A 25,634-nucleotide genomic window follows, 5' to 3' on the forward strand; every position below is an offset into this window, starting at 1 on the left:
AAGTTTAGCGGATTTCATGTTCATTGCTATATAGCTTTATAATTAAAACTTATTCATATATAAAAAGGGCTTTAGAATGGTTGCGGAATCTCAAGAAGATCGGCGTGAAGTATTACTTAGAGGTCTTGAAACTGATAAGCCGGGGCTCGAAGTTTCCCCTCTATACCGGCCAACAGCATTAAAAAGCAACCATAATGTGTACTATACGGACTATACAACTGCAGAAGACTCAAGGCAGAAACATTCGAATTACGAACATGATGAAATCATGGAAATTGATTTCGTTTGGACTCCTGGCAAGAAGTTGATTGAGTGCGTTCCAGCTGGACAGAAGTTCAAATGGGCAGTTTCGTCCCATGTTCTTGAACATGTTCCAGATCCTATTGGATGGGTGCTCGAGGTTTTCGAGGTTCTTGAAAATGGAGGAATATTTTCATTAGCCCTTCCCGATAAACGCTTTTGCTATGATAAGTTTCGTCGAGAAACTGACGTTTCTGACCTCATTGACCAATGGGTTCGCCAACAAAGAATACCGAGCCCGCGTCAGATTTATGACTTTCTCAGCCGCTCGGTAGACGGAAGTGGAGAGCCAGGAACACGAGCCTTTGAAGTAGCGGAAAAATTCGAAGATGCCGCTAGGAGTTACACAGATCAAGAAGCGTTAAATTTTGTTGTTAATTCCTGGACTACAGGAGCGTACTTCGATGTCCATTGCTCAGCATTTACCCCTGAAAGTTTTTGTACCCTTTTTTCGAAGCTCAATGACATCGGAATAACGAATGTCGAGATATCAACCCCTACGGGGAATGAGAATGAGTTTTATGTGACACTTAAAAAAATCGGCGAACCAAGGGTAAAACATCCGGGTTTACCGCACAGCGCCGCAATAGGTGTTGTTTATGAATCAGACGTTGCGGGTTTCACCAAGGATCTTGAGCATGCAAGAAAGGCCTTTGTTGACGCTGTTGCAGTACAAGAATCGCTAAAAGCATCGATCCACAAACTAGAACGCAACTCCCTACATTTGAAATCGTGGGTACCAAAATGGGTACGAAATATTTTAGTATCCTAGGGTAACGCCCTAGCAATGCAGCCCCACATTGATGTGCATGTTGGCAACTTAATATCCGCTAGATAATCCTGGGACGGTAGAAAAATCCGGAATCTGATTAAGATTCCGGATTAATGAAAATCGCCCCCTACACACTACGAGGCTACGCCTTAGCAGGGAGCTTTTCGGAGGCGATCAGAATGAAAGAATTAACGTTGATCAGTATCTACTCGGCAACGACAACTCTACCGCGACGTAGGTGATATGCATGGTTTCCTATCACAAAAATATTGGCTAATTGTTACGAAAGCGCTCCATGAAACCCACATTCAATACTTTTTTTAAAGCCTGAAGCTGAGCTTCCGATTTCTTTCTGGAGCTTGCTCCCTAAATGATGCGTTCAGACGCTGAATCCGTATATGACTGGTGCCTGAGCCAAATCGATCTCTGCGCCAGGTAGAATGCCGGCACCTGCCTCAACTGCCCGCACGTATGCGGTCGTATCGTTCTCCACCGGATAATGAATTTTCCACACGACAGTAAGCCCGGCAGATTTATAAAGCAGCCAACCGAAATGGGGTGCTTCGCGGACTGGCATTGCCGCCACAGATGGGTTGGAGCTTTGACACTACGGGGAAATGGACCTATACCAAGTTGTCGGTACGGATAATATTCTACGGAGGCTCATGATGGATGAAGTGAAAATTACGCAGGAAGACACACATGCCAATGCAGGAGTTATCAACATTGGGCTACACATGCTTCCCATCGAGAGTAGGCTGAATACTGTTGCGAATCTCTACAAACAAATTGAGTCCTGGCTTATCAGGTACCGGGCGGATGGAATTTGGATGGAACCTCACCCCCTCTTCGCTCCAACGGCCTCACCTAAAGGCTCTGAAAAATCCCTAACCAAACCACCTCCCTCTGTCAATGGGCGGCACATTGAGTTTATCCCAGGCGGCAGAAACATTTTTGGATCCACCGATCGAGTCGATATATCTATCTTCGGTACGGTGAAAACTCTCTTGCTTCGACCTCTTGCAGAAAGCGGTGCCGGCGTCGATGGCTGGGGAATACTTGTAGCGTTTCATAATGAACCCGGTCAAACCAAAACAATTCCCCTCACCGAGCATGCTTTCGCGAAGCTACTAGGGAAAGACCTCTCGATTGTATATCCGTAAGAAAAAGTACTCTCGGTCAATATAGCCGGGCACGTCCTTACTTTTGAAATACCCGGGACCGTCATCCAAGCGGGCGCCGAAGGGGATACCGGACTTACCATCACCAGCAAGACAGCCTCCCGCGATGTGCAGCCGGCGTTGGCAAGCAGCCACAACACCTCGAGACCTTTCATTCATAGTAAGCGCTCCATGAACCCCACATTAAAAGGTGGGGCTCATGGAGCGCTTACATTCGTCCTACTCCCGGTATTAATTGTGCAGGCCTTCAGTCTTGCGACCTACTATGCCCTCTGCTGACTTTTGCACTGTCATCTCCGCACCTCGCGGCGTAATCAACTGATACCCTTACTTCTGGTTAGCGCTTCCCATTGCCGGCGGGGGATTTATCCTCCCCAACTAAGTGCGCCCTGCCGGGAGCACAAAAAATCCCACACTGGGTGAGCTCTGCTGATTACTTTTACATTTCTATGCACGACCAATAAATCTTCGCAATACGCGCTTTACCACAGTCTTAAGCCGCAACTGAGACTCAAGAACTTTTATATAACGTTTTAAATCCTCTTGAGCTTCGATCGCCTCAGCAAATGCTTTATGTAAATGAGAAACTGCTGACGTTGATCCAGCAGATATTTTTAAATCATTTGCAGGCGACCTACGCTCGGGCTCTCCGAGCTTAGTTAAGAAGACAACAAATTCTGAAGAAACTAAAGACCCAGGAACTCCAGCCGGCTCTCCTTCAACTGCTTCAGATATCGATACATTCAATAATTTCAAGCCAACCAACGTCTGAAATACGTCAACAAAACTCTCAGGCGTAAAAACAGAGCAGTGGACATCTAGGTAGTTACCAGAGGCATAGGTGTCGATTGCATATGATGCCGCCTCATCAAGCGAATACGTGAGGTTCGCCTTTTTCAGCGGGAGATCTAAGTCGAACGACCTGGTTCCAGGCTGTCCAGTGTCAACGGCTGCCAAAGAAAGACAGTCAAAAATCTGTTTGGGTGATGGGGTAGAAGCCCCTCGAATCCATGCATCAAATATTTCAGCTGCACTTGTAGTTTGACGATAGTAATCAAAGCTCGATTTCTTGTTTGGCACAGCAAGAGCCAAAACTCCACCAATTTTTAGAACACTCAAAATTTCATTTAACCAGCCAACAACATTGGGCACGTGCTCTATAACATGTGACGCTACGGCGTAGTCAAACAGAATATCTTTAGGAGCGCTTTCTGAAAGTTTCGACCCGGGAGCCCATACAAAATCTAAATCTACGATCCCAGAAAACGAGCCGGAAGTAAGATTTACATTTTCTCGATTCTTTGCTCTTAGCTCTTCCGCCGGCGCATAGTCAGTATAAAAAACATTATTTACCGATTTTGGCACTATTGGGCGAAATAAAGGGGATATCTCAAGGCCACAGCCAGAAAGATCAAGCATTTTTGTGATTAGTTTCTGCCTACTATCCATTTGGCAATCTCTTATGATTCCGAAAAGGAAAACTTATCAGCTTTGAAATACCAAATAAATAGAAATTCTCGATGCTAATCCGTGCAACACGGCTGACCAGCCGATGGATGACAGCCCTCCCTTGCTGCATAAATCTTGAAATCTAGCCATGTCGGTCTCGTAAAGGAGACAGGAAAGGTATGCACGACATCCCAGCGGTAGTCTCATTTTGGCATGCTCGCCCGCCGATAGCATGTTTGCAGCCGCCAAATGAAGACGCCAGCCCATGCTTACCTTGATGCGAGGGAGATCAGCGGGCCTCTGTTTGAAATTGCCACGCCGTTGGGCTGGCGCAACATCCTGCTCTGATTCGTTGAAAGTCACGGAAATGCGTTCCGCGTCATTGAACCGCTCCAACTGAGGCATTACCGAACAAGCCGTTTGCTAAGACTTACTCCCGAATAGGCGCTGTCATAGCCACCGCGTTTCCTTTTCAAGATTAACAACGATGCGCGTAGGAGACTCGCGCTGCCCCAGCATTTTTCTCAAGTAGCCCGTAAACCACACTGAATCAAACGACAAATCGGAGCCGTATACTTGGTGCATTAGAGCCAGAGGTCACAACCGCTTGCCTAGGGGGGCGTGAATGAGGGAGCGGCTCCAGAAAAAGCTGGGAAGACGAAACCCGCTATGGATATCCTTACTAAATATCGTTGCGGGCAGAGGTGCAATGCAACAGCTAAGAAATCAGCGGCAGCAAACAATAGGATACCAATCCCACCAATTTAAAAGTGAGATTGATGGGTCGCTTAAAAAACATAGTGCCTAATGACTAACTTATTTCACGAACAGAACCATGCTTCAATTCGAAAATTCGATTACAAAATCTTTTAATCAAATCTTCAGAGTGGGAAGCAAATACGAAAATCTTGGCCGAGGATATTATACTTTCCATACGAGCTTGAGCTTTTTCTTGAAAGCCTTTGTCGCCAGTACCAAACATCTCGTCAACTAACAATATTTCGGGTTGATTCGATGTACTCACAGCAAACATCAAGCGCATCAGCATGCCAGATGAGTATGTGCGCACCGGCGCCTCTAGAAAGTTTCCGAGCTCTGTGAAATCTTCGATCGAGGGAATAAGATTCTGCACGTGAGACTTACTCATACCGAGTAATAAACCTAGTCGGTAAATATTCTCATAACCAGAGAGCTCTGAATCAAGACCAGCGCCCAGCTCAATAATAGTAGAAATTCTCCCTTCTGTGCTAACAGAACCTGAAATTGGCGAATAAATACCGGCCATGGTTCTCAAAAGAGTAGTTTTTCCCGCTCCATTGTGACCGATTAATCCAATCGAATCACCGTCAGACAACTTGAAGCTTACTTTATCCAAGGCTTTGATGGTCAAAACTTCGCCCGGATCTTTAGACAAAAATCCGCCAGTACTGACATCAACCAGTGTCTTTTTTAAAGACTTGGCTGCCCCATTATATATCGGGTACTTTACGGTTACGTTATCAAACGTTATGTGCGCCATGACTAAACCCAAAATGAAATATTTTTACGCTGTTTTCCAAATTGATACACCGTAAATAGGCTACCGATCAGCAAGGCAACAATTGAAACTTGGTAAACAAAGAGTGGTGGAACATTTCCGGAGATCGGGTCTCGAATCAAAGTTATAAAATAACTAAAAGGATTCATCCATACTATTTGCTGACCGAAACTAAGCTGGCTTGGACGATAAATAACTGGACTCAGGAAGAACATCAAAGGCATTACTGCCCCGATAATTTGCTCAAAATCACGAAACCTTGAGCCCAGCATTGCTATCAGCAATATTATCCAGCATAAGTTTCCAACAACCAAAAGAAGACCAGGGATAATCAATAGCTGGTTAATATGTAGTGTCGGAGAAAAATAAAGCACGACAACAATAACCACTACCGCGTTGTGTCCAAAATTTATGAGTTGCCGCATAACTAATTGCATTGGAAAAATAAAAAATGGAATCTTTATATTTCTAATGAAATGCGCATTTCTAGAAAAAATAGATGGCGCCTCAAGAATGCAGCCTGATATAAACTGCCAAACAACCAACCCTACCGTAAGCGAAGGCACCAACTTGATCGGGTCATCTTTAAGTAACATGCTCCAAAGAAAACCTAGGCCAGCAACACTTACTGCAGTACTTAACACCATCCAGAATGGACCAAGCACGCTACGACGGTATCTGGCCTTGGTATCTCCCCATGCAAAAAAGAACGCCAAACCAAGTCTTTGTAATCCCTGGGCGATGTCATTGACACCGTCCAGGAAGGCCTTCCGCTGGGATCCTAAAAATACAGGAGACCGTTCAACCTTCAAACCGCACCCCCGCCAATATATGTTTCAGCCTGTGATTTCAAACTATAAGTGGACTCATCACAATATGGGCCATCATGTCTTTCGGTACGCAAAAACATCTCGGTTTTCAGTGCCATTTCAAGAATATTGCCGATATCAAAACGCATAACGTTATTGTAGGTAACAAGCTTGAACAGCTCATCAAAAGCAAAAGAAGTTGAGCAGAGCACTTTAGGGCACAAATCTACGCAAATTGACGCAATACCGGAGCCATCCTGGCCGTTTTCATAATACGGTAACCAAGCAATATCGACACTGCTAACAACATCTAAAAAATCTTTATCGTTCAGTTCACCCATAAAAAAGACACGATTTTTTAGTACTTTACTTTTTTTGACAAGACTAACCAAATGATCCAAGTACTCGTCAGTCTTACCATTAGCCTTGAGAGTCTGTGGATGCTGGCGACCAAAAATAAGCAACTTGTAATTTTCAGGCAGTTGCTCGAGAGCTTTCAACGCATCCACGTGCCCTTTGTAAGCACTAATATAACCGAACATACCAACCAGACGATCGCCCTCAGCAAAGTTTGCTTGATGCACAATCCGTTCAAAAGTACTGGTATCTTTCACATAATCCACGGGAATCATCTTTAATGGATGAACCACTATATTGGTATAGGAAAAAAAGTCTTTTATTTGTTTTTCCGATCTGGATGTGTGCACGATCAACTGTGCGTTTTGCTTAATTGCAGCAGCGATTATTTTTTTATTGATATTCAAGTGCACTTGCGCGTACTTATCGCCAATCAAATCGCGCAAGCCACCCTTGATGTCGAAACGTAGCAGTTTCTTAATCGCACCGCGCGACCCAGACTGAGCTGATGAGATCAATCGTGGCGAATGTAGAGTTACGCTAGTATTAGGATTAGCCGATACCAGCTTTCGAAAGCGACCGACAATATCTCCCGGCAAAGTGCCATATAGCCCAGCTTCCATCTGGATGTTTACCAAGTCGTATTTTTTAAGACGATCGCATATCTCTACAATATGCTCATCCCCCTTGGTTCTGACCTGGCGATTGATTGATTGCAGCAACTTCAAATCAAGCTCAACCACTTCAACCTGCATATCCTCACGGAAATGCTCAATGCTATCATGCAGTATTCTCGTGAAAGCGGCATTACCACAACTTTCCGAATAACTTGAAACTATTGCCATTTTCCTGCTGTTCACACTCGAACTCCTTTCACATTGTCCGAATACCATTTGTACAAGTTTTCTATTCCGCTCTTCAAGCTTATTGACTGCGCAAACCCTAGTGCAACTAAAAGTTTGTTATCAACGACTCTAGACTGAATACCGACAGGCTTATCAGATTGATACCTGACATCAGTAATACCTGCCTCTCCAGCAACCAGCTCAGTCAATTCACGAATAGTGGCGGCTTTACCACTTGAAATGTTAATCAGCGACGATGCATTTTTAGAGTTCATGCATAATACAATTGCCTCAGCAGCATCATCAAAATGCAAGAAATCTCTCTGAGCCGAACCATCACCCCATACATAGAACGGCTCACCCGCTTGACTAGCACGATGAGCTTTCATGATCAGTGAAGGAATTACATGACCACTATTCTCGTTGAAGCGGTCATTTTCACCATACAGATTTGTAAAGACTCCGTATGTAAAGTTAACGCCCTTTGTCTCTGAGAGAATCCGCAGATAGGCATACGCATGCCTCTTGGACATCGCGTATCCAAATTCCCCTCCGTGTGGAAGCCCCCCAAAAAAATCGGTTTCTTTGAGAGGAACTTGAACATATGGATACGAATATGCGGCAACTGTTCCAGCAAAAAAAACATACTCAACTGGATGCACATTTATGGCAGAAAACAGATTGGAGTTGATCTGAGTATTTTCCACCAAAGAACGCATTTGGTTTTCAAGGTTACCTAGAAGACCAAAAACAACAGAAGCAAGATGAAGCACAATTTGGGGCTTGTGCTCTGAAAAATAATTAAGGACTGCCTGGGAGTCAAGCAGGTCTAAGACCTGCCTCGACGGAGTCAGTATATTTTTATATCCTTTTTTTTGAAGCGAGGCGACCAACGCTTTCCCCAGTCCGCCGCCCGCGCCTGTAATAAGGATGGAAGAATCCAATGAAATATTATTCATGGTGATTGAAGTATTTAAATCCGTGCTGCTTCACCAGTTCGTCTCTCTGAGCCTCTTTCAGATCCGACTGCATCATCTCTTTAACAAGCTCGCTGAAGGAGGTTGTTGGAACCCAACCAAGCTTTTCCTTGGCTTTTGTAGGATCGCCAAGAAGCGTTTCTACTTCTGCAGGTCGGAAGTACACTGGATCGATCGACACGATGCATTTCCCGCTATCCACATCGAAACCTTTTTCTTCTACGCCCTTGCCTTCCCAGCGAATTTTAATATCGATTTCGGCGGCGGCAAGTTCTACAAACTCTCGCACCGAATGCTGCTCGCCCGTAGCAATAACAAAATCTTCTGCCGACTCTTGCTGCAGCATAAGCCATTGCATTTCTACATAATCACGAGCATGCCCCCAGTCCCGCAATGCGTCCATATTGCCGAGATACAGACATTCTTGCAGGCCAAGTTTTATCCGAGCCAAAGCCCGCGTAATTTTCCGGGTAACAAAGGTTTCGCCACGAATAGGAGACTCGTGGTTAAACAAAATTCCGTTACAAGCATACATACCATAAGATTCACGGTAGTTTATCGTGATCCAGTAGGCATACATTTTCGCTGCGGCATAGGGAGACCGAGGATAGAATGGAGTGGTTTCTTTCTGCGGAATTTCTTGCACCAAGCCATAAAGCTCAGATGTTGAGGCCTGATAGAATCGAGTAGTCTTTTCAAGACCTGCGATTCGAATTGCTTCCAAAAGACGCAGCGTCCCCAACGCATCGGAGTTAGCGGTGTATTCAGGCTCTTCAAATGAAACTGCAACGTGACTTTGCGCAGCTAAGTTATAAATTTCATCCGGTTTTACCTGTTGGACAATTCGAATCAAACTCGAAGAATCGGTCAGGTCGCCATAATGCAGCGTTAGATCAAAACCTTGACTGTGAGGATCATGATAAAGATGATCAATACGATGAGTGTTGAACATAGAGGCTCGGCGGCGAATACCGTGGACTTCGTACCCTTTGGCAAGCAAAAACTCTGCCAGGTAGGCGCCGTCTTGGCCCGTAATCCCAGTAATTAGCGCTTTTTTCTTTGTCAAAACATAATCCTCGATCAATTTTCGTTCAATGTTGGGTACAAGCAAAAAAAGCAGACCCAATTTTGCAGATAGCTATCATAACCAAATTTTAGAAAAGTCTAAACAAATCTGACCCGCCTCCTCTGCATCACAACCTGCACGCCACAATTGCAAAATGACATCAGCTAGATATGCGGTAGTGAGCTAACCAACTGGGCGCGTCCTCAACATACATCAAGGTGACTCCCTTGCATCCAATGTTCGTTAAACCCTTAAAATAACTACACAACTATTTACATTTTCATTTTTGAATTAACGATTCAATTTCGGCCAATCGCATACGCATAAGTTCTGAATTACCGCGAGATTCAACATTCAATCGTAGCAATGGTTCAGTATTTGAACCGCGTAGATTGAAGCGCCAATCTGAAAAATCGAGACTTATGCCGTCTGTTTTATCAAGATCAGGATTTAGGGCAGAATAATGGGACAGTACTTTTTGAAGCGTCTCCGCCACATTCTCAACATGATAGTTTATTTCGCCAGAGCACGGATATGCCTCGATACGCTCATCCACCAGTTGCGCCAGAGTCTTTCCTGTTGAGGACATCAACGCAGTGACTAGCAACCAGGGGATCATGCCGCTGTCGCAATAAGCGAAGTCGCGGAAATAGTGATGGGCACTCATCTCGCCACCATAGACCGCATCTTCAAGACGCATGCGCTCCTTGATAAAGGCATGACCTGTCTTGCAAAGTACCGGCACACCACCCCCCTGCTCAACTTGGTCAATGGTGTTCCAGGTCAAACGCGGGTCATGAATGATTTTGCTGCCAGGGTGTTGTTTCAGCAGCATCTCGGCCAGCAGGCCGACGAGGTAATAACCCTCGATGAATCGCCCATCAGCATCGAAGAAAAAGCAGCGATCAAAGTCACCGTCCCAAGCCAAACCTAAGTCGCACTGGTTGTCCAGAAGCGCTTGGCGAGTCAGTTCGCGGTTCTCCGGCAGCAGTGGATTAGGTACGCCGTTCGGAAAGTGGCCATCGGGTACTTCGTTGATAAATACCCATTGCAGTGGCAGCCTCGCAGCCAGCGCGCGCAGCACGGGGCCGGCAGCGCCGTTACCCGGGTCAGCAAGGATCTTGATGGGTTTCAAGGTGCTGACGTCGACGTAGGTAAGCAAATGGTCGATGTAAGCGGTTTTGGCGAACGCTTGGCGAACTGCACCTTTTTCTGCCGCGACGTTGCCTAGGTTACCCTGATCGACACGCTGGCGGATGGCGTCGAGGCCAGTGTCGCCGCTGATAGGGCGGGACTCGGCCTTGACCAGCTTCATGCCGTTGTAGCCTTTGGGGTTGTGACTGGCAGTGATCATCACGCCGCCGTCGACCTTGTAGTGACTGGTCGCGAAATAGACTTCCTCGGTGCCACAAAGCCCAATGTCGATCACATCAGCGCCGGCCTCGGTAATCCCTCGTATCAGCGCCATGGCCAGGGGTGGGCTCTCGAGCCTCATGTCCTGACCGACCACAAAGGTTTGCCCCCGCAACTCGACTACGAGAGCACGACCTATGCGGTAGGCGATGTCTTCATTGAGTTGAGTCGGAACCTGACCACGAATGTCATAGGCTTTGAAGCACTGCGTCACGATAGGAGGATACATTCTACTCACTAACTGAAGTATCCGAAGCCGCCTTGAGGCGGCAACGGCAAAAATGGACCGCCAGGGCCTGATGCCGCTGGCGCGCTACCCCCTCCAAGGGCGGGGCTCGCATCGGGTTCAGTGTCGTTACTTATCGACGCGACCGTAGTTATCTTCAAAACGCACGATGTCATCTTCGCCCAGATAGTCACCGCTCTGCACTTCGATTAGCACTAGATCGATAACACCCGGGTTCATCAGACGGTGCTGATGTCCAGCACGAATAAATGTGGACTCGTTGGTGTTCAACATCAGCTCTTTCTGATCGTTGACGACGACTGCCATGCCGCTGACCACGATCCAGTGCTCGCTTCTGTGGTGATGCATTTGCAGGGACAGAGAAGCCTTCGGCTTCACCACAATACGCTTGATTTTGAAGCGCTCGCCATTCTCAAGCGTGGTGTAGGTGCCCCAAGGGCGATGCACAGTGCGGTGAAGCAAATGAACCGTGTGACTGCAGGCTTTGAGCTGATTGACGATATGTTTTACGTCTTGGGCGTGGTCTTTGTGGGCAATCATCACCGCGTCTGGGGTGTCGATCACCAACAAATCCTCGACACCCACCAGAGCGGTCAGTCGACCTTCGCTATTTACGTAGTTATTGCGAGAGTTATGTGACAGAACCTCGCCTTCAAAACGGTTACCGTTCTCGTCAGGCTCAGTCAGCTCGCTGACTGCATTCCAGGAACCGATGTCACTCCAGCCAATATCACAAGGAACGGTCGCTACCTTGGAGGAACGTTCCATCAATGCGTAGTCGATGGAGATATCCGGTACCTCTGCGAATGCATCGGCATCGAGCGCTAGGCAACGGTATTTGGCGGACGACGTAAGGCGGGAGATTTCAATCGTTTTGCTGACTGCTTCGACGACGTCTGGAGCATGCAGGCGAAGTTCTTCGAGGACAGTGCCCACCCGGAAGCAGAACATCCCGGAGTTCCAATAGTAATTCCCGGCACTGACGTAATCTTGAGCGGTCTCGAGATTAGGTTTCTCGACAAAGCGCGCGACCTTCAGGCCACCCTTCAGAGGGGCATTTTTTTGCGCTTCGATGTAACCAAAACCTGTTTCAGGATACGTCGGCTGAATACCGAACGTGACCAGCCAGCCATCGGCGGCCAGCGCCATCGCACTGGCTACGGCCGCGGCAAACGCTGTTTCGTCTTTGATTAGATGGTCAGCGGCCAGCACCAACATTTGAGCATCGGGACCGTGCGTGGTTTCCAACTGAAGCGCAGCGGCGGCAACGGCAGCAGCCGTGTTGCGCCCGAAAGGCTCCAGGATAAAACCTTGAGCATGCTTGGCTGTGTTGACAGCACCGTACTCATCTTCGGTCTTGAACAGGAGTTCGCGGTTTGTCACCGTAAGAACTTCCACGACACTTTCCAGGCGCGAAGCACGTAGGAAGGTTTTCTGGATTAGATTCTGACCGTCTGGCAGATCCATGAAAGGCTTTGGATGGGCTTCTCGAGATACCGGCCACAACCGGCTGCCCACTCCACCAGACAAAATTACGGGAATCAGTTCCATGCTCTAATCCTTAATCCCCCTCCTGGAAAGTGCATCCAGAAAGTGGGGCTCAGTTATATTTCCGGTCGTTGCTGCATCGTAATCGATGCAATTTTTTTGCTCGAAGCAATTGCAAGGTGACAGCTCGACTTCGATCCAAACCCATCGGCTCTGTGCCTAGCGCCTCTCTGATCGATCTGCCCTGTCATTTATCGGATATACCAGCTTGCCCCTTTATTTGGGAGCTGATATCGACATATGGCGGCTTCCTTGGAAGGGAGGGCAGATCCGATCAATTAGGAATGCAATGCTTAACGAGTCAGATAATTCTGCCGGCCATTCTACAGGTAGCGCCGGAAATTAATAACTCATGCGGCAGGCAGGAGACAAAAATCGTTTGAAAACAAACAAGTGTTTCAAGCGATGACAATCTTCCGCTCACATAGCTCAAATTCAACGACCAGACGCAACCAGCAGTTTCTGCAAGTACTGCCCATACCCCGTCTTCCCAAGCCGATCAGCTTGAACCGACAGCTCATCTGCGGTTATCCACCCGCTGTTGTATGCAATCTCCTCAAGGCAAGCGACCTTCAAACCCTGACGCTTCTCAATGGTGTGCACGAAGTGACTGGCCTCGAGGAGCGAGTCGTGAGTACCGGTGTCCAGCCAAGCGAATCCGCGTCCAAGAATTTCGACGTTCAGGGCATTTTGCTCAAGATAAACCCGGTTGACGTCGGTGATTTCCAGCTCACCACGCGCTGACGGCTTGATGCTCTTGGCGATCTCCACGACCTGGTTGTCGTAGAAATACAGGCCGGTCACCACATAGTTCGACTTGGGTTTCTGCGGTTTCTCTTCAATGCTCAGCGCACGACCAGCGGAATCGAATTCCACCACGCCGAAACGTTCCGGATCAGACACGTGATACCCGAACACTGTCGCGCCGTGCGGTTGATTGCTGGCGGAGCGCAGGTTTTCCGAGAAACTCTGACCGTAAAAAATGTTGTCGCCGAGGACCAGGCAGCAAGGATCTTCGCCGATGAACTCTTCGCCGATAATAAAAGCCTGCGCCAGGCCATCCGGGCTGGGTTGTTCGGCGTAGGACAGCTTGATGCCGTACAGGCTGCCATCTCCCAGCAGCTTGCGAAAGTTTGGCAAGTCGTCAGGTGTCGAGATGATCAGAATCTCGCGCATGCCCGCGAGCATCAGTACCGACAACGGATAAAAGATCATTGGCTTGTCGTAGATCGGCAGCATCTGCTTTGACACACCAAGGGTCAAAGGGTGCAAACGAGTGCCTGAGCCGCCGGCGAGGATGATGCCCTTACGATTTGTCGTGGTCATTTGTTCAGAAACTCCCTAAGCATTCGAGTGACACCACTTTGCCAATCCGGCAGGTGAAGAGAGAAATTGGCCCTTAGCTTTTGTGTATCCAGACGTGAATTCAAAGGACGACGCGCAGGTGTTGGATAAGCTGTCGTCTCGATCGGATTGATTGCGATGGTGGCAAGCTGCTCGCCATGCGCCTGGGCGAACTCAATCACGTACTGGGCGTATCCGTGCCACGACACTTCGCCACTGGCGGCCAGATGATACAAGCCCGCCAGCTCGGGGAATTGCATGACTTTGTGAATGGCTAGCGCTGTCACGTCAGCGATCAAGTCCGCACCGGTAGGCGCGCCGATCTGGTCCGCGACAACACCCAGTGTCTCGCGGTCCTTGGCCAGACGCAGCATGGTTTTCGCAAAGTTGTTGCCGCGAGAACCATAGACCCAGCTTGTGCGGAAGATCAGGTGCTTGCAGCCGGACGCGATAATCGCCCCCTCACCCGCGAGCTTGCTCGCACCGTAGTGATTCAAGGGTGCAACCGCATCCAGTTCGCGCCATGGCGTTGAACCTTCACCACTGAAGACGTAGTCAGTCGAATAATGAACGAGCCATGCGCCCAATGTGGCAGCTTCTTCGGCCATGACTTGGGTCGCTCGGGCGTTTACCAGGTCGGCCAGCTCGGGCTCTGATTCTGCTTTATCGACAGCGGTGTAGGCCGCAGCGTTGACAATGACATCGGGGCTGACCCGACGGATCGTCGAGCGCAATGCGTCGAGATCAGTCAGATCGCCGGATAATTCGCCTGCAGGATGCCGATCCAGAGCAATCAGCTCGCCAAGGGGCGCAAGCGAGCGTTGGAGCTCCCAGCCCACTTGGCCGCTCTTTCCCAGGAGCAATATTTTCATACTGTGCTCGAGCGATAAGCGTAATTCTGATCAATCCACTTCTGATAGCTGCCGCTTTTTACGTGCGCTACCCACTCGGTGTTTTCGAGGTACCACTCGACGGTTTTGCGGATACCGGTTTCAAAGGTTTCTTCCGGAGTCCAACCCAGTTCACGCTGGATTTTGCTGGCATCGATTGCATAGCGCAGGTCGTGACCAGGACGATCCTGAACATAGGTGATCAGGCTGGCATGTGGACGATGAGCCGATTCTGGACGCAGTTCATCCAGCAACGCACACAGGGTATGCACCACTTCTATGTTTTGCTTTTCGTTATGGCCACCGATGTTATAGGTCTCGCCGACAACCCCTTCAGTCACCACTTTGTACAAAGCGCGCGCGTGATCTTCGACGTACAGCCAGTCACGGACCTGATTGCCTTTGCCATAAACCGGCAGCGGCTTGCCCTCCAGCGCATTGAGAATGATCAAGGGGATCAACTTCTCAGGGAAGTGGCACGGACCGTAGTTGTTCGAGCAGTTGGTGACGAGCGTTGGCAGGCCGTAGGTACGGCTCCAGGCGCGAACCAGGTGATCGGAACTCGCCTTGCTGGCCGAATACGGCGAACTTGGTTGATAGGGTGTGGTTTCGGTGAACAGGTCTTCAGGACCTTCGAGGTCGCCGTAAACCTCGTCAGTCGAAATATGGTGAAAGCGGAAGACGGCTTTGCGTGAATCGTCCAGCGCGGCCCAATAGTGGCGTGCGGCTTCCAGCAGGGTGTAGGTGCCGACGATGTTGGTCTGGATGAATTCAGAGGGACCGGTGATTGAGCGATCTACATGAGACTCTGCAGCCAAATGCATGATGGCATCCGGTTGGTGTTCACGCAGGATGCGGTCGATCTGCTCACGGTCGCAGATGTCGACATGCTCGAACACATAACGCGAGCTCTGGCTAACCCCTGCCAGCGACTCAAGGTTGCCGGCGTAAGTCAGCTTATCGACATTGACCACAGAATCAGAAGTGTTGGAGATGATGTGGCGAATGACTGCCGAACCGATAAATCCTGCGCCGCCAGTGACTAGAATTTTCACGTATAGCCATACCCTTGAAGTTACTGACGGGGAGTCAGTGTGAACCGAACCGGCAATATGCCGCCATAGCAACAAGCGCAGCATAGTACAGCTTCATACGGATTCTACTAATGGATATGGATAAACATTGGAGCGAATACCACGCGCAACGCACCCTTTAAACGATCAAACAAGGCGCTTGCGCGAAACTCTGGACGACCGCCCCAAAAACCAACCCAGAATTGGCCCGATCACCATACCGATCAGCAGCGCAATCACCATGATCACAGATACCGGAAGTTGTGGCCCTGCCCAGCCGAGAAACAGCAAGGACACCGATTGCTGATTTTCGAGAACAAACGCCAGGACAGCCAAAACCAGCAGCAGGATCACTACACCGAGGAATATGCGTTTGAGATTACGCATGAGCGACTCCCTGAATGGCGGTCACTGTCAAAGCCCTTCCTCCTCATCCTCGTTCACACGATCACGCAGTTCTTTGCCTGGCTTGAAATGCGGCACGAACTTGCCGTCGAGGCTGACGGATTGACCGGTTTTCGGATTGCGACCTACGCGCGGCGCGCGGTAGTGCAGTGAGAAGCTGCCAAAACCACGGATTTCGATGCGATCACCGGTGGCCAGACATTGGGACATTTGTTCGAGCATGGTCTTGATAGCCAGCTCCACATCCTTGGATGAGAGCAGCCCTTGATGGGTGACAATTCGTTCGATCAACTCCGACTTCGTCATATTTTTCCCTTCTTTTTCAAGCAGCTAGATCAGCGCTTCAAAGGTTTTAGCACGCCTCGATGAATTTGAACAGCCCGGGCCATGACATATCTTTATCGACCGTGAGGTGCCCGATTTCGGAGCAGCGGAACACTTGGCCCACCCTGCACAATCACCGACAGATAACCAACATGGTGCGTGTGAAAAAGCCTGCCGGATTGAAACCAAAGGGGAATTCATCCTCATCTTTGGCATCATCGGACCTTGCCACGACCTTGTAGCCCGTGGCCTTGCATTCCTTGGCCGCCCTCTTCTGGCACCGCTCCCAACTGGACCCTAACCCCGAACAATCGATCTCGATGCCACTGACCCCACGCACCGCATGAGTCTTGGCGTTGGTGGTACAGCCCGCCAATGTCAGTACTGCTATTGCGACAATGAGCTTGTTCATTCACTTCCCTATGCCAGGCACCCTGCCCGGCTCGTTCGCTTGAGGCTAAAGACTAGCTGCAAATAAGCGATTGATCCGATTAAAGAAAGGGACAGCGAGTTGGGACCGTTGGTTTCATGGCCTATGCACTGCGCTCGGACGTGTAACGCGATTTTGTAGCAGCTGGCGAAGCCTGCGTTCGGCTGCGCAGCAGTCGTGAGATCAGCCGGCGCGATACCTCGGGAAGACCGCGTGCGCAGGATTTACGACTGCTGCGCAGCCGGACGCAGGCTGCGCCAGCTGCTACAAGGGGTGGGTGTTTCGCTTGGGGTTTCGGAATTGAGCGCGTGATGGCGCTTGGGTGGTTGGCGGGAGCATCAAATTTCAGGCACAAAAAAGGGCGACCGAAGTCGCCCTTTTTCTATGGTCTGACAGAACTTAGTTCTGTTTTTCCATTTGTGCACGCAACAGGTCGCCCAGAGTGGTAGGACCAGCAGCAGGAGTATCCGAAGCTGGCTTGTCGCGCAGGCTCTGGATTGCTTCTTTCTCTTCAGCATCGTCTTTCGACTTGATGGAGAGCTGGATTACGCGGCTCTTGCGGTCAACGCTGATGATCTTGGCTTCTACTTCCTGGCCTTCTTTCAGAACGTTGCGCGCGTCTTCAACGCGGTCACGGCTGATTTCGGAGGCTTTCAGAGTCGCTTCGATATCGTCGGCCAGAGTGATGATGGCGCCTTTAGCGTCAACTTCTTTCACGATGCCTTTAACGATTGCGCCTTTGTCGTTCTCTTGAACGTACTCGGAGAACGGATCGCTTTCCAGTTGCTTGATACCCAGGGAGATGCGCTCGCGCTCTGGGTCAACCGACAGGATAACGGTGTCCAGCTCGTCGCCTTTCTTGAAGCGGCGAACGGCTTCTTCGCCCACTTCGTTCCAGGAGATGTCGGACAGGTGAACCAGACCGTCGATGCCGCCGTCCAGACCAATGAAGATACCGAAATCGGTGATCGACTTGATGGTGCCGGAGATTTTATCGCCCTTGTTGAACTGGCCAGAGAAATCTTCCCATGGGTTAGATTTGCACTGTTTGATGCCGAGGGAGATACGACGACGCTCTTCGTCGATGTCCAGAACCATAACTTCCACTTCGTCGCCGACTTGTACGACTTTCGAAGGGTGGATGTTCTTGTTGGTCCAGTCCATTTCGGAAACGTGTACCAGGCCTTCAACGCCTTCTTCCAGCTCAGCGAAGCAGCCGTAGTCGGTCAGGTTGGTTACACGAGCGGTAACGCGGGTGCTTTCTGGGTAACGGGCTTTGATAGCAACCCATGGATCTTCGCCCAGTTGCTTGAGGCCCAGGGAAACACGATTGCGTTCGCGATCGTACTTCAGAACCTTGACATCGATCTCGTCGCCAACGTTGACGATTTCGGAAGGATGCTTGATACGCTTCCAAGCCATGTCGGTAATGTGCAGCAGGCCATCGACGCCACCCAGATCGACGAATGCGCCGTAATCGGTGAGGTTCTTGACGATACCTTTGACTTGTTGACCTTCCTGCAGGGATTCCAGCAGAGCTTCACGCTCGGCGGAGTTCTCGGCTTCGAGGACGCTGCGACGGGAAACGACAACGTTGTTGCGTTTCTGGTCGAGCTTGATGACCTTGAATTCCAGCTCTTTGCCTTCCAGGTGCGTGGTATCGCGCACAGGACGGACGTCAACCAGGGAACCTGGCAGGAACGCACGGATGCCGTTAACGTCGACAGTGAAGCCGCCTTTAACCTTACCGTTGATAACGCCCTTGACCACTTCCTCGGCTGCGAAGGCAGCTTCCAGAACAATCCAGCACTCAGCGCGCTTGGCTTTTTCACGGGACAGCTTGGTTTCGCCAAAGCCGTCTTCAACCGAGTCCAGCGCAACGTGAACTTCGTCACCGACATTGATAGTCAGATCGCCAGCGTCGTTGTAGAACTGCTCAAGCGGGATGAGTGCTTCAGACTTCAGGCCAGCGTGAACGGTTACCCAGCGAGCTTGGTAATCGATATCAACGATAACACCGGTGATGATGGAGCCTGCCTGAAGGTTCAGGGTTTTTAGGCTTTCTTCAAAGAGTTCCGCAAAGCTTTCGCTCATTTTAATTCCTGTTGATGAGGGCGAAGAATACGCCCATCTCCACACCCCAGACGGTGTGGGTTAGTTTCATTTAAAAGAAGCGCTGCGAGACTATGACTGGTCCCCCGCGGCCTTCTTGGTCACCCGGCGATATCGCGAATGGCGATCTCGCTCATGATGCGTTCCAGCACCTGATCGATGGATAATTCCGTGGAATCCAGCTGTATGGCGTCAGCCGCCGGCTTGAGCGGGGCTACCGCTCGCTGGGTGTCACGCTCATCGCGGACACGTATCTCATCTAGCAGACTCGACAGACTAACACCATCGACTTTGCCCTTCAACTGCAAGTATCGACGGCGCGCACGCTCCTCGGCACTGGCAGTGAGGAATATCTTCAGCGGTGCATCCGGGAACACCACGGTGCCCATGTCGCGACCATCGGCCACCAGGCCCGGCGCCTCCTGAAACGCCCGCTGGCGCTGCAGCAGGGCATCGCGCACGGCCGGCAACGCGGCCACTTGCGAGGCCCATGCGCCGACCTGTTCGTTGCGCAAATCATCAGTGACATCGTCACCTTCGAGGATGATTCGCTGCGGATGACCTTCGGTCGCTCCGACGAACTGCACGTCCAGATGCGCCGCGAGTAGCTTCAGCGATTCTTCATTGGTCAGGTCCACGCCATGGTTACGCGCGGCAAATGCCAGCAGGCGGTACAGCGCACCGGAATCGAGCAGGCACCAGCCCAGACGCTTGGCCAGAATCCCGGCGATGGTGCCTTTGCCCGACCCGCTCGGGCCGTCGATGGTGATGACCGGTGGCTTGATATTCACGACTGAGCCTCTTGTGCAACACGAATGCCGACCTGCGCGCACAGCGCCAGGAAGTTCGGGAACGACGTAGCGACGTTGGCGCAGTCATGGATGCGAATCGGTGCAGTGGCGCGCAACGAGGCAACGCTGAAGGCCATGGCAATCCGGTGATCGCCGTGGCCATGCACTTCGCCGCCGCCGATCAGGCCGCCGTCGATGATGATGCCGTCCGGGGTCGGTTCGCATTTGACGCCCAGTGCCAGCAAGCCATCAGCCATGACCTGGATCCGGTCCGACTCCTTGACGCGCAGTTCTTCGGCGCCGCGCAGGATAGTGCGCCCTTCGGCACAGGCCGCCGCCACGAACAGTACCGGGAATTCGTCGATAGCCAGTGGAACCAGCTCTTCGGGAATCTCGATACCTTTGAGTTTAGCTGCACGTACGCGCAGGTCAGCCACAGGCTCGCCGCCGACTTCACGCTGGTTTTCCAGGGTGATGTCCGCGCCCATCAGACGCAGGATGTCGATCACGCCGGTACGGGTCGGGTTGATGCCGACGTGCTCGAGCACCAGCTCGGAGCCTTCGGCGATCGACGCGGCCACCAGGAAGAATGCCGAAGACGAGATATCGCCCGGCACTTCAATATGGGTCGCGGTCAGCTTATGCCCGGACTCGACCGACGCGGTCGCGCCGTTGACGGTGACCGGGTAGCCGAAGCCCCGCAGCATGCGCTCGGTATGGTCGCGAGTCGGAGCCGGCTCGGTGACCGTGGTCTTGCCTTCGGCGTAAAGACCGGCCAACAGCAGGCAGGATTTAACCTGGGCACTGGCCATCGGCATGGTGTAGGTCAGGCCTTTGAGCTTGTTGCCGCCACGGATGGTCATCGGTGGGCGACCTTCGGCAGCGGTCTCGATCACGGCGCCCATTTCACGCAGTGGATTGGCCACGCGATTCATCGGACGCTTGGACAGCGAAGCGTCACCCGTCAGGGTGCTGTCGAAATTCTGCGCAGCCAACAGGCCGGACAGCAGGCGCATCGAGGTGCCGGAGTTGCCCAGATAGATCGGGCCCGGCGCAGGCTTCAGGCCATGCAGGCCGACGCCGTGAATGGTCACGCGACCGTGGTGCGGACCTTCGATCACCACGCCCATGTCGCGGAAGGCCTGCAAGGTCGCCAGGGCGTCTTCGCCCTCAAGGAAGCCTTCGACTTCGGTGACGCCTTCGGCCAGGGAGCCGAGCATGATCGAACGGTGGGAAATCGATTTATCGCCCGGTACACGAATCCGCCCAGTCAGGCGGCCACCAGGTTGTGCCAGGAAAATCAGGTCGTTGGAGTTCATAGCGTCCACATAAGCCCGGCGGGCCAGGATTTTACTGAAATGTTCGCGGGCAACCCGGGCGCGAGTGAATACGCCCAACAATTGGTGCCCATCCCCTGCATCGACCGCGTCGCGCAAGGCGTCGAGGTCGCTGCGAAATGTATCGAGTGTGCGCAGGACAGCTTCGCGATTGGCGAGGAAGATATCGTGCCACATGACCGGGTCGCTCCCGGCGATTCTTGTGAAATCGCGGAAACCGCCCGCAGCGTAACGGAAGATCTCAAGGTTTTCATTGCGCTTGGCTAGCGAGTCGACCAAACCGAACGCCAGCAAGTGCGGCAAATGGCTGGTTGCTGCCAATACTTCGTCGTGACGCTCGACCTGCATGTGCTCGACATCGGCGCCCAATTCGCGCCACAAGCGGTCGACCACTGCCAGCGCGGCCGGATCGGTTTGATCCAGCGGCGTCAAAATCACTTTATGGCGACGGAACAGCTCGGCGTTGGAGGCTTCCACCCCGCTCTGCTCGGAACCGGCAATCGGGTGCCCGGGCACGAAACGCGACGGCATGCTGCCAAACGCTTCGGTTGCCGCACGCACCACGTTGCCTTTGGCGCTGCCGACGTCGGTAAGGATGGCCTGCCCCAAGTCCATGGCGGCCAAGAGGCCGAGCATTTTTTCCATGGCGAGGATCGGTACGGCGAGCTGAATCACGTCAGCCCCCTGGCAAGCAACGGCCAGGTCTTCTTCGCAGCGATCGACCACGCCCAGCTCGACCGCGAGCTTGCGCGATTGCGGGTCGAGATCGACCCCGACCACTTCGCGACACAGGCCACTTTCACGCAAACCCTTGGCAAACGAACCGCCGATCAACCCCAAGCCGACCACCACCAGGCGCTCGATCATAGGTGCAGCAGACGGTGCAGTGACATCAACCACGAGGCAGAACCTTGGTCAGCGCCTCGAGGAAGCGGCTGTTTTCCGCCGGCAGGCCGATGGTGATGCGCAGGTGGTTTGGCATGCCGTAGTTGGCCACCGGGCGCACGATCACGCCTTCGCGCAGCAAACCCTGGAAGACCGGCAAAGCCACGCGACCGAGGTCGACACAAATGAAGTTGCCCTTGGACGGAATCCAGCTCAAACCCAACTCACGGAAGCCCGCCTCGAGTTGTTGCATGCCGGCTTCGTTCAGGTGGCGGCTTTCAGCCAGGTATTCCGCGTCTTGCAGCGCAGCGCACGCAGCGGCCAGGGCCAGGCTGTTGACGTTGAACGGCTGACGCACGCGGTTCAGCACATCCGCGACGACCGCGGTGGACAAGCCATAACCGACCCGTAGCGCCGCCAGGCCATAGGCCTTGGAGAAGGTGCGCGACACCAGCAGGTTCGGGTACGCCGCCAGGAAGTCCAGGCCATCCGGCAAGTCGCTGCCTTCGGCGTACTCGATGTAGGCCTCGTCCAGCACCACCAGCACGTGCTCCGGCACATCCTGCAGGAATTCATCCAGCGCTTCGGCGCCAAACCAGGTCCCGGTCGGGTTGTTCGGGTTGGCGATGAAGACCACACGAGTATCGGCGTCGATCGCGGCCAGCATGGCCGACAGATCATGACCCCAGTCTTTGGCCGGGATCACTTTGGCCGTAGCGCCGACCGCTTGCGTGGCGATCGGATAGACCGCAAACGCATGCTCGCTGAATACGGCATTCAGGCCCGGCGCCAAATAGGCACGCGCCACCAGCTCCAGAATGTCATTGGAACCGTTACCCAACGTCACCTGGTTCAGCTCGACGCGGCACTGTTCGGCCAGCAGGGTCTTGAGCGCAAAACCGTTGCCGTCCGGATAGCGGGTCAGTTCGGCCAGCGCTTCTCGAATCGCCGTCAGCGCCTTGGGACTGGCGCCTAGCGGGTTTTCGTTGCTCGCCAATTTGACGATGCCAGCCGGATCGATGCCCAGCTCGCGTGCCAGTTCGTCCACGGGTTTGCCCGGAACGTAAGGCGAAAGTTGTTGCACGCCCGGCTGTGCCAGAGCGAGGAAGTCGCCACTCATTTGCTACCCCTTAAAGAACTGCTTTTGGGTAGGAACCCAGCACTTTGAGTGCTACTGCTTCCTGACTGATCTTTTCCAGCACACCTTTTATCAACGGGTCGCGGTGGTGGCCGACGAAGTCGATGAAGAACACGTAAGTCCATTTACCGCTGCGCGAAGGACGAGTCTCGATGCGCGTCAGGTCGATACCGTTGTCGTGGAACGGCACCAGCAACTCGTGCAGCGCACCCGGCTTGTTGCTCATGGAGACGATGATCGAGGTCTTGTCGTCGCCAGTCGGCGGTACTTCCTGGCTACCGATCATCAGGAATCGCGTGGAGTTGTCCGGGCGATCCTCGATTTTCTCGGCCAGGCGGGTCAACCCGTACAGGCCTGCCGCCATGTCGCCGGCAATCGCCGCCGAGTTCCACTCACCCTTGACCCGCTTGGCGGCTTCGGCGTTGCTGGACACCGCCACGCGCTCGACATTCGGGTAATGGGCGTCCAGCCACTTGCGGCACTGGGCCAGGGACTGGGCGTGGGAATAGATGCGGCTGATGCTGTCAGTCTTGGTGTTTTCACCGACCAACAGGTGATGGTGAATCCGCAACTCGACTTCGCCACAGATGACCATGTCGTGCTCGAGGAAGCTGTCGAGGGTATGGTTGACCGCGCCTTCGGTGGAGTTTTCCACCGGGACCACGCCAAAATTCACCGCGCCGGCTGCCACTTCACGGAACACTTCGTCGATGGCCGCCATCGGCTTGCTGATCACAGCGTGACCGAAATGCTTCATGGCCGCCGCTTGAGTGAAGGTGCCTTCAGGGCCCAGGTAAGCCACTTTCAGCGGCTGCTCGAGGGCCAGGCACGAGGACATGATTTCGCGGAACAACCGCGCCATTTCTTCGTTACCCAGCGGCCCCTGGTTACGCTCCATCACACGCTTGAGCACCTGAGCTTCGCGCTCAGGACGATAGAACACAGGCACTTCGCCTTCGGCCAGCGAGGCCATCTTTACTCGCGCAACTTCCTGGGCGCAGCGTGCGCGCTCACTGATCAACTCCAGGACTTTGGTGTCCAGGGCGTCAATGCGAACGCGCAGTGCCTTGAGTTCTTGCTCAGACATTAGCCGTGTTCCTTCTCGAACTCTGCCATGTACGAAACCAGTGCGTTGATCGCAACGATGTCGACGGCGTTATAGATGGAGGCGCGCATGCCGCCCACGGAACGGTGACCCTTGAGGTTCAACAGGCCACGTTCGTCGGCGCCGGCCAGGAATGGCTTGTCGAGACGGTCGTCCGCCAGGCGGAACGGCACGTTCATCCACGAGCGGTCCGACTTGTTGATCGGGTTGCTGTAGAGGCCGCTGGCGTCGATGAAGTCGTACAGCGTGCGCTGTTTCACGTCATTGAGCTTGCCGATGGCTGCAACACCACCCTGCTCCTTCAGCCACTCGAATACCAGACCCGAGAGGTACCAGGCCAGGGTTGGCGGCGTGTTGTACATCGAGCCGTTATCGGCCGCGACCTTGTAGTTGAGCATGGTCGGGCACAGGGAACGGGCGTGGCCCAGCAGGTCTTCGCGAACGATGTTGACGACGATGCCGCTCGGGCCGATGTTTTTCTGGGCGCCGGCGTAGATCATGCCAAAGCTCGAAACATCGATTGGACGCGAGAGGATGTCCGAGGACATGTCAGCGACCAGCGGGACGTCACCGGTTTCCGGGACCCACTGGAATTCCAGGCCACCGATGGTTTCGTTCGGTGCGTAGTGAACGTAGGCCGCATCGGCAGACAGGTTCCATTCGTTCTGACCGGGAATAGCGAAATAGTCGTAAGGCTTGGACGTCGCGGCAACGTTGACGTGGCCGTAGCGCGAAGCTTCTTCGATAGCTTTCTGCGACCAGATACCGGTGTCGATATAGTCGGCTGTACCACCTTCCGGCAACAGGTTCAGAGGGATCTGAGCAAATTGCTGGCTGGCGCCACCTTGCAGAAACAGCACTTTATAGTTCGAGGGGATATCCAGCAGATCACGTAGATCCTGCTCGGCCTTGGTAGCGATGGACACGAACTCATCACTGCGATGGCTCATTTCCATGACCGACAGGCCCTTGCCGTGCCAGTCAAGGAGTTCACCCTGAGCGCGCGTCAGGACAGCTTCGGGAAGCGCCGCAGGACCGGCACAGAAGTTATAGGCTCTCTTGCTCACATCCAATCTCGCTCTGATTTGGTGGTAATCACGCAATAATTCTGAACATCTGGACATCTGGACATCTGGACATCTGGACATCTGGACATCCGGACATCCGGACATCTGGACATCCGGACATCCGGACATCCGGACATCCGGACATCCGGACATCTGAACATCCGGACATCCGGACAACTGTAGGAGCTGCCGAGTGAAACGAGGCTGCGATCTTTTGATCCTGATCTAAAAA

22 protein-coding genes are annotated in these 25,634 nt (G+C 52.4%); 2 read left to right on the forward strand and 20 right to left on the reverse strand.

Going from position 1 to position 25,634, the window contains the following annotated elements:
- Window positions 1-76: 76 nt before the first annotated feature.
- A complete protein-coding gene (locus ACA052_RS20360) occupies window positions 77-1,072 on the forward strand; it encodes a methyltransferase domain-containing protein (protein WP_497646503.1) in 996 nt (331 codons plus the stop codon).
- 668 nt (window positions 1,073-1,740) lie between these two features.
- Entirely contained in the window at window positions 1,741-2,235 is a 495-nt protein-coding gene (locus ACA052_RS20365) for a hypothetical protein (RefSeq protein WP_497646504.1), read from the forward strand.
- A gap of 465 nt (window positions 2,236-2,700) precedes the next feature.
- Here the strand turns inward: ACA052_RS20365 and ACA052_RS20370 are convergent, their stop codons facing one another.
- The 20 genes from ACA052_RS20370 to serC form a co-directional block, all read right to left on the reverse strand.
- Entirely contained in the window at window positions 2,701-3,702 is a 1,002-nt protein-coding gene (locus ACA052_RS20370; protein ID WP_497646505.1) for a class I SAM-dependent methyltransferase, read from the reverse strand.
- A gap of 811 nt (window positions 3,703-4,513) precedes the next feature.
- Window positions 4,514-5,221 (reverse strand): ABC transporter ATP-binding protein, encoded by a 708-nt coding sequence (locus ACA052_RS20375; RefSeq protein ID WP_497646506.1) that lies wholly within the window; start codon window positions 5,219-5,221, stop codon window positions 4,514-4,516.
- Between the two features lie 2 nt (window positions 5,222-5,223).
- The gene (locus ACA052_RS20380; RefSeq protein WP_497646507.1) at window positions 5,224-6,051 is read right to left on the reverse strand and encodes an ABC transporter permease; all 828 of its coding nucleotides are present in this window, start codon (window positions 6,049-6,051) and stop codon (window positions 5,224-5,226) included.
- Complete coding sequence (locus ACA052_RS20385) at window positions 6,048-7,265, reverse strand: glycosyltransferase (RefSeq protein WP_497646508.1); 1,218 nt, start codon at window positions 7,263-7,265, stop codon at window positions 6,048-6,050. Before ACA052_RS20385 ends, ACA052_RS20380 begins: the two co-directional genes overlap by 4 nt.
- Window positions 7,262-8,209: an NAD-dependent epimerase/dehydratase family protein gene (locus ACA052_RS20390; protein ID WP_497646509.1), complete on the reverse strand. Its 948-nt coding sequence runs from the start codon at window positions 8,207-8,209 to the stop codon at window positions 7,262-7,264. The genes ACA052_RS20385 and ACA052_RS20390 overlap by 4 nt, the downstream gene beginning before the upstream one ends.
- Window positions 8,202-9,311: a GDP-mannose 4,6-dehydratase gene (gene gmd / locus ACA052_RS20395; protein WP_497646510.1), complete on the reverse strand. Its 1,110-nt coding sequence runs from the start codon at window positions 9,309-9,311 to the stop codon at window positions 8,202-8,204. The genes ACA052_RS20390 and gmd overlap by 8 nt, the downstream gene beginning before the upstream one ends.
- Before the next feature lie 262 nt (window positions 9,312-9,573).
- Window positions 9,574-10,935 carry a phosphohexomutase domain-containing protein gene (locus ACA052_RS20400; RefSeq protein ID WP_497646511.1) on the reverse strand — a complete coding sequence of 454 codons (1,362 nt, stop codon included), beginning with the start codon at window positions 10,933-10,935 and terminating at the stop codon, window positions 9,574-9,576.
- A 126-nt stretch (window positions 10,936-11,061) separates the two neighbouring features.
- Window positions 11,062-12,504, reverse strand: coding sequence for a mannose-1-phosphate guanylyltransferase/mannose-6-phosphate isomerase (locus ACA052_RS20405; protein ID WP_497646512.1), 1,443 nt, complete (start codon window positions 12,502-12,504; stop codon window positions 11,062-11,064).
- Between the two features lie 432 nt (window positions 12,505-12,936).
- Window positions 12,937-13,827 carry a glucose-1-phosphate thymidylyltransferase RfbA gene (gene rfbA / locus ACA052_RS20410; RefSeq protein ID WP_497646513.1) on the reverse strand — a complete coding sequence of 297 codons (891 nt, stop codon included), beginning with the start codon at window positions 13,825-13,827 and terminating at the stop codon, window positions 12,937-12,939.
- A complete protein-coding gene (rfbD, locus tag ACA052_RS20415; protein ID WP_497646514.1) occupies window positions 13,824-14,717 on the reverse strand; it encodes a dTDP-4-dehydrorhamnose reductase in 894 nt (297 codons plus the stop codon). Before rfbD ends, rfbA begins: the two co-directional genes overlap by 4 nt.
- Complete coding sequence (rfbB, locus tag ACA052_RS20420; RefSeq protein WP_497646515.1) at window positions 14,714-15,790, reverse strand: dTDP-glucose 4,6-dehydratase; 1,077 nt, start codon at window positions 15,788-15,790, stop codon at window positions 14,714-14,716. Before rfbB ends, rfbD begins: the two co-directional genes overlap by 4 nt.
- Window positions 15,791-15,955: 165 nt before the next feature.
- On the reverse strand, window positions 15,956-16,195 hold the full coding sequence (locus tag ACA052_RS20425) for a LapA family protein (RefSeq protein ID WP_497646516.1): 240 nt from the start codon (window positions 16,193-16,195) through the stop codon (window positions 15,956-15,958).
- A gap of 27 nt (window positions 16,196-16,222) precedes the next feature.
- Window positions 16,223-16,519 (reverse strand): integration host factor subunit beta, encoded by a 297-nt coding sequence (gene ihfB / locus ACA052_RS20430; RefSeq protein ID WP_003369729.1) that lies wholly within the window; start codon window positions 16,517-16,519, stop codon window positions 16,223-16,225.
- Window positions 16,520-16,670: 151 nt separating this feature from the next.
- Window positions 16,671-16,949, reverse strand: coding sequence for a hypothetical protein (locus tag ACA052_RS20435; protein ID WP_497646517.1), 279 nt, complete (start codon window positions 16,947-16,949; stop codon window positions 16,671-16,673).
- Window positions 16,950-17,366: 417 nt separating this feature from the next.
- A complete protein-coding gene (gene rpsA / locus ACA052_RS20440) occupies window positions 17,367-19,061 on the reverse strand; it encodes a 30S ribosomal protein S1 (RefSeq protein ID WP_497646518.1) in 1,695 nt (564 codons plus the stop codon).
- A 119-nt stretch (window positions 19,062-19,180) separates the two neighbouring features.
- A complete protein-coding gene (cmk, locus tag ACA052_RS20445; protein ID WP_084322379.1) occupies window positions 19,181-19,870 on the reverse strand; it encodes a (d)CMP kinase in 690 nt (229 codons plus the stop codon).
- Window positions 19,867-22,074, reverse strand: a complete 2,208-nt coding sequence (locus ACA052_RS20450) for a bifunctional prephenate dehydrogenase/3-phosphoshikimate 1-carboxyvinyltransferase (protein ID WP_497650370.1) — start codon at window positions 22,072-22,074, stop codon at window positions 19,867-19,869. The genes cmk and ACA052_RS20450 overlap by 4 nt, the downstream gene beginning before the upstream one ends.
- Before the next feature lie 25 nt (window positions 22,075-22,099).
- A complete protein-coding gene (gene hisC / locus ACA052_RS20455; RefSeq protein ID WP_497646519.1) occupies window positions 22,100-23,212 on the reverse strand; it encodes a histidinol-phosphate transaminase in 1,113 nt (370 codons plus the stop codon).
- A gap of 10 nt (window positions 23,213-23,222) precedes the next feature.
- Window positions 23,223-24,317 (reverse strand): prephenate dehydratase, encoded by a 1,095-nt coding sequence (gene pheA, locus ACA052_RS20460; RefSeq protein WP_028620536.1) that lies wholly within the window; start codon window positions 24,315-24,317, stop codon window positions 23,223-23,225.
- The gene (gene serC, locus ACA052_RS20465; protein WP_497646520.1) at window positions 24,317-25,402 is read right to left on the reverse strand and encodes a 3-phosphoserine/phosphohydroxythreonine transaminase; all 1,086 of its coding nucleotides are present in this window, start codon (window positions 25,400-25,402) and stop codon (window positions 24,317-24,319) included. Before serC ends, pheA begins: the two co-directional genes overlap by 1 nt.
- Window positions 25,403-25,634 lie beyond the last annotated feature (232 nt).

This window comes from Pseudomonas sp. LBUM1644 (genome assembly GCF_059716195.1).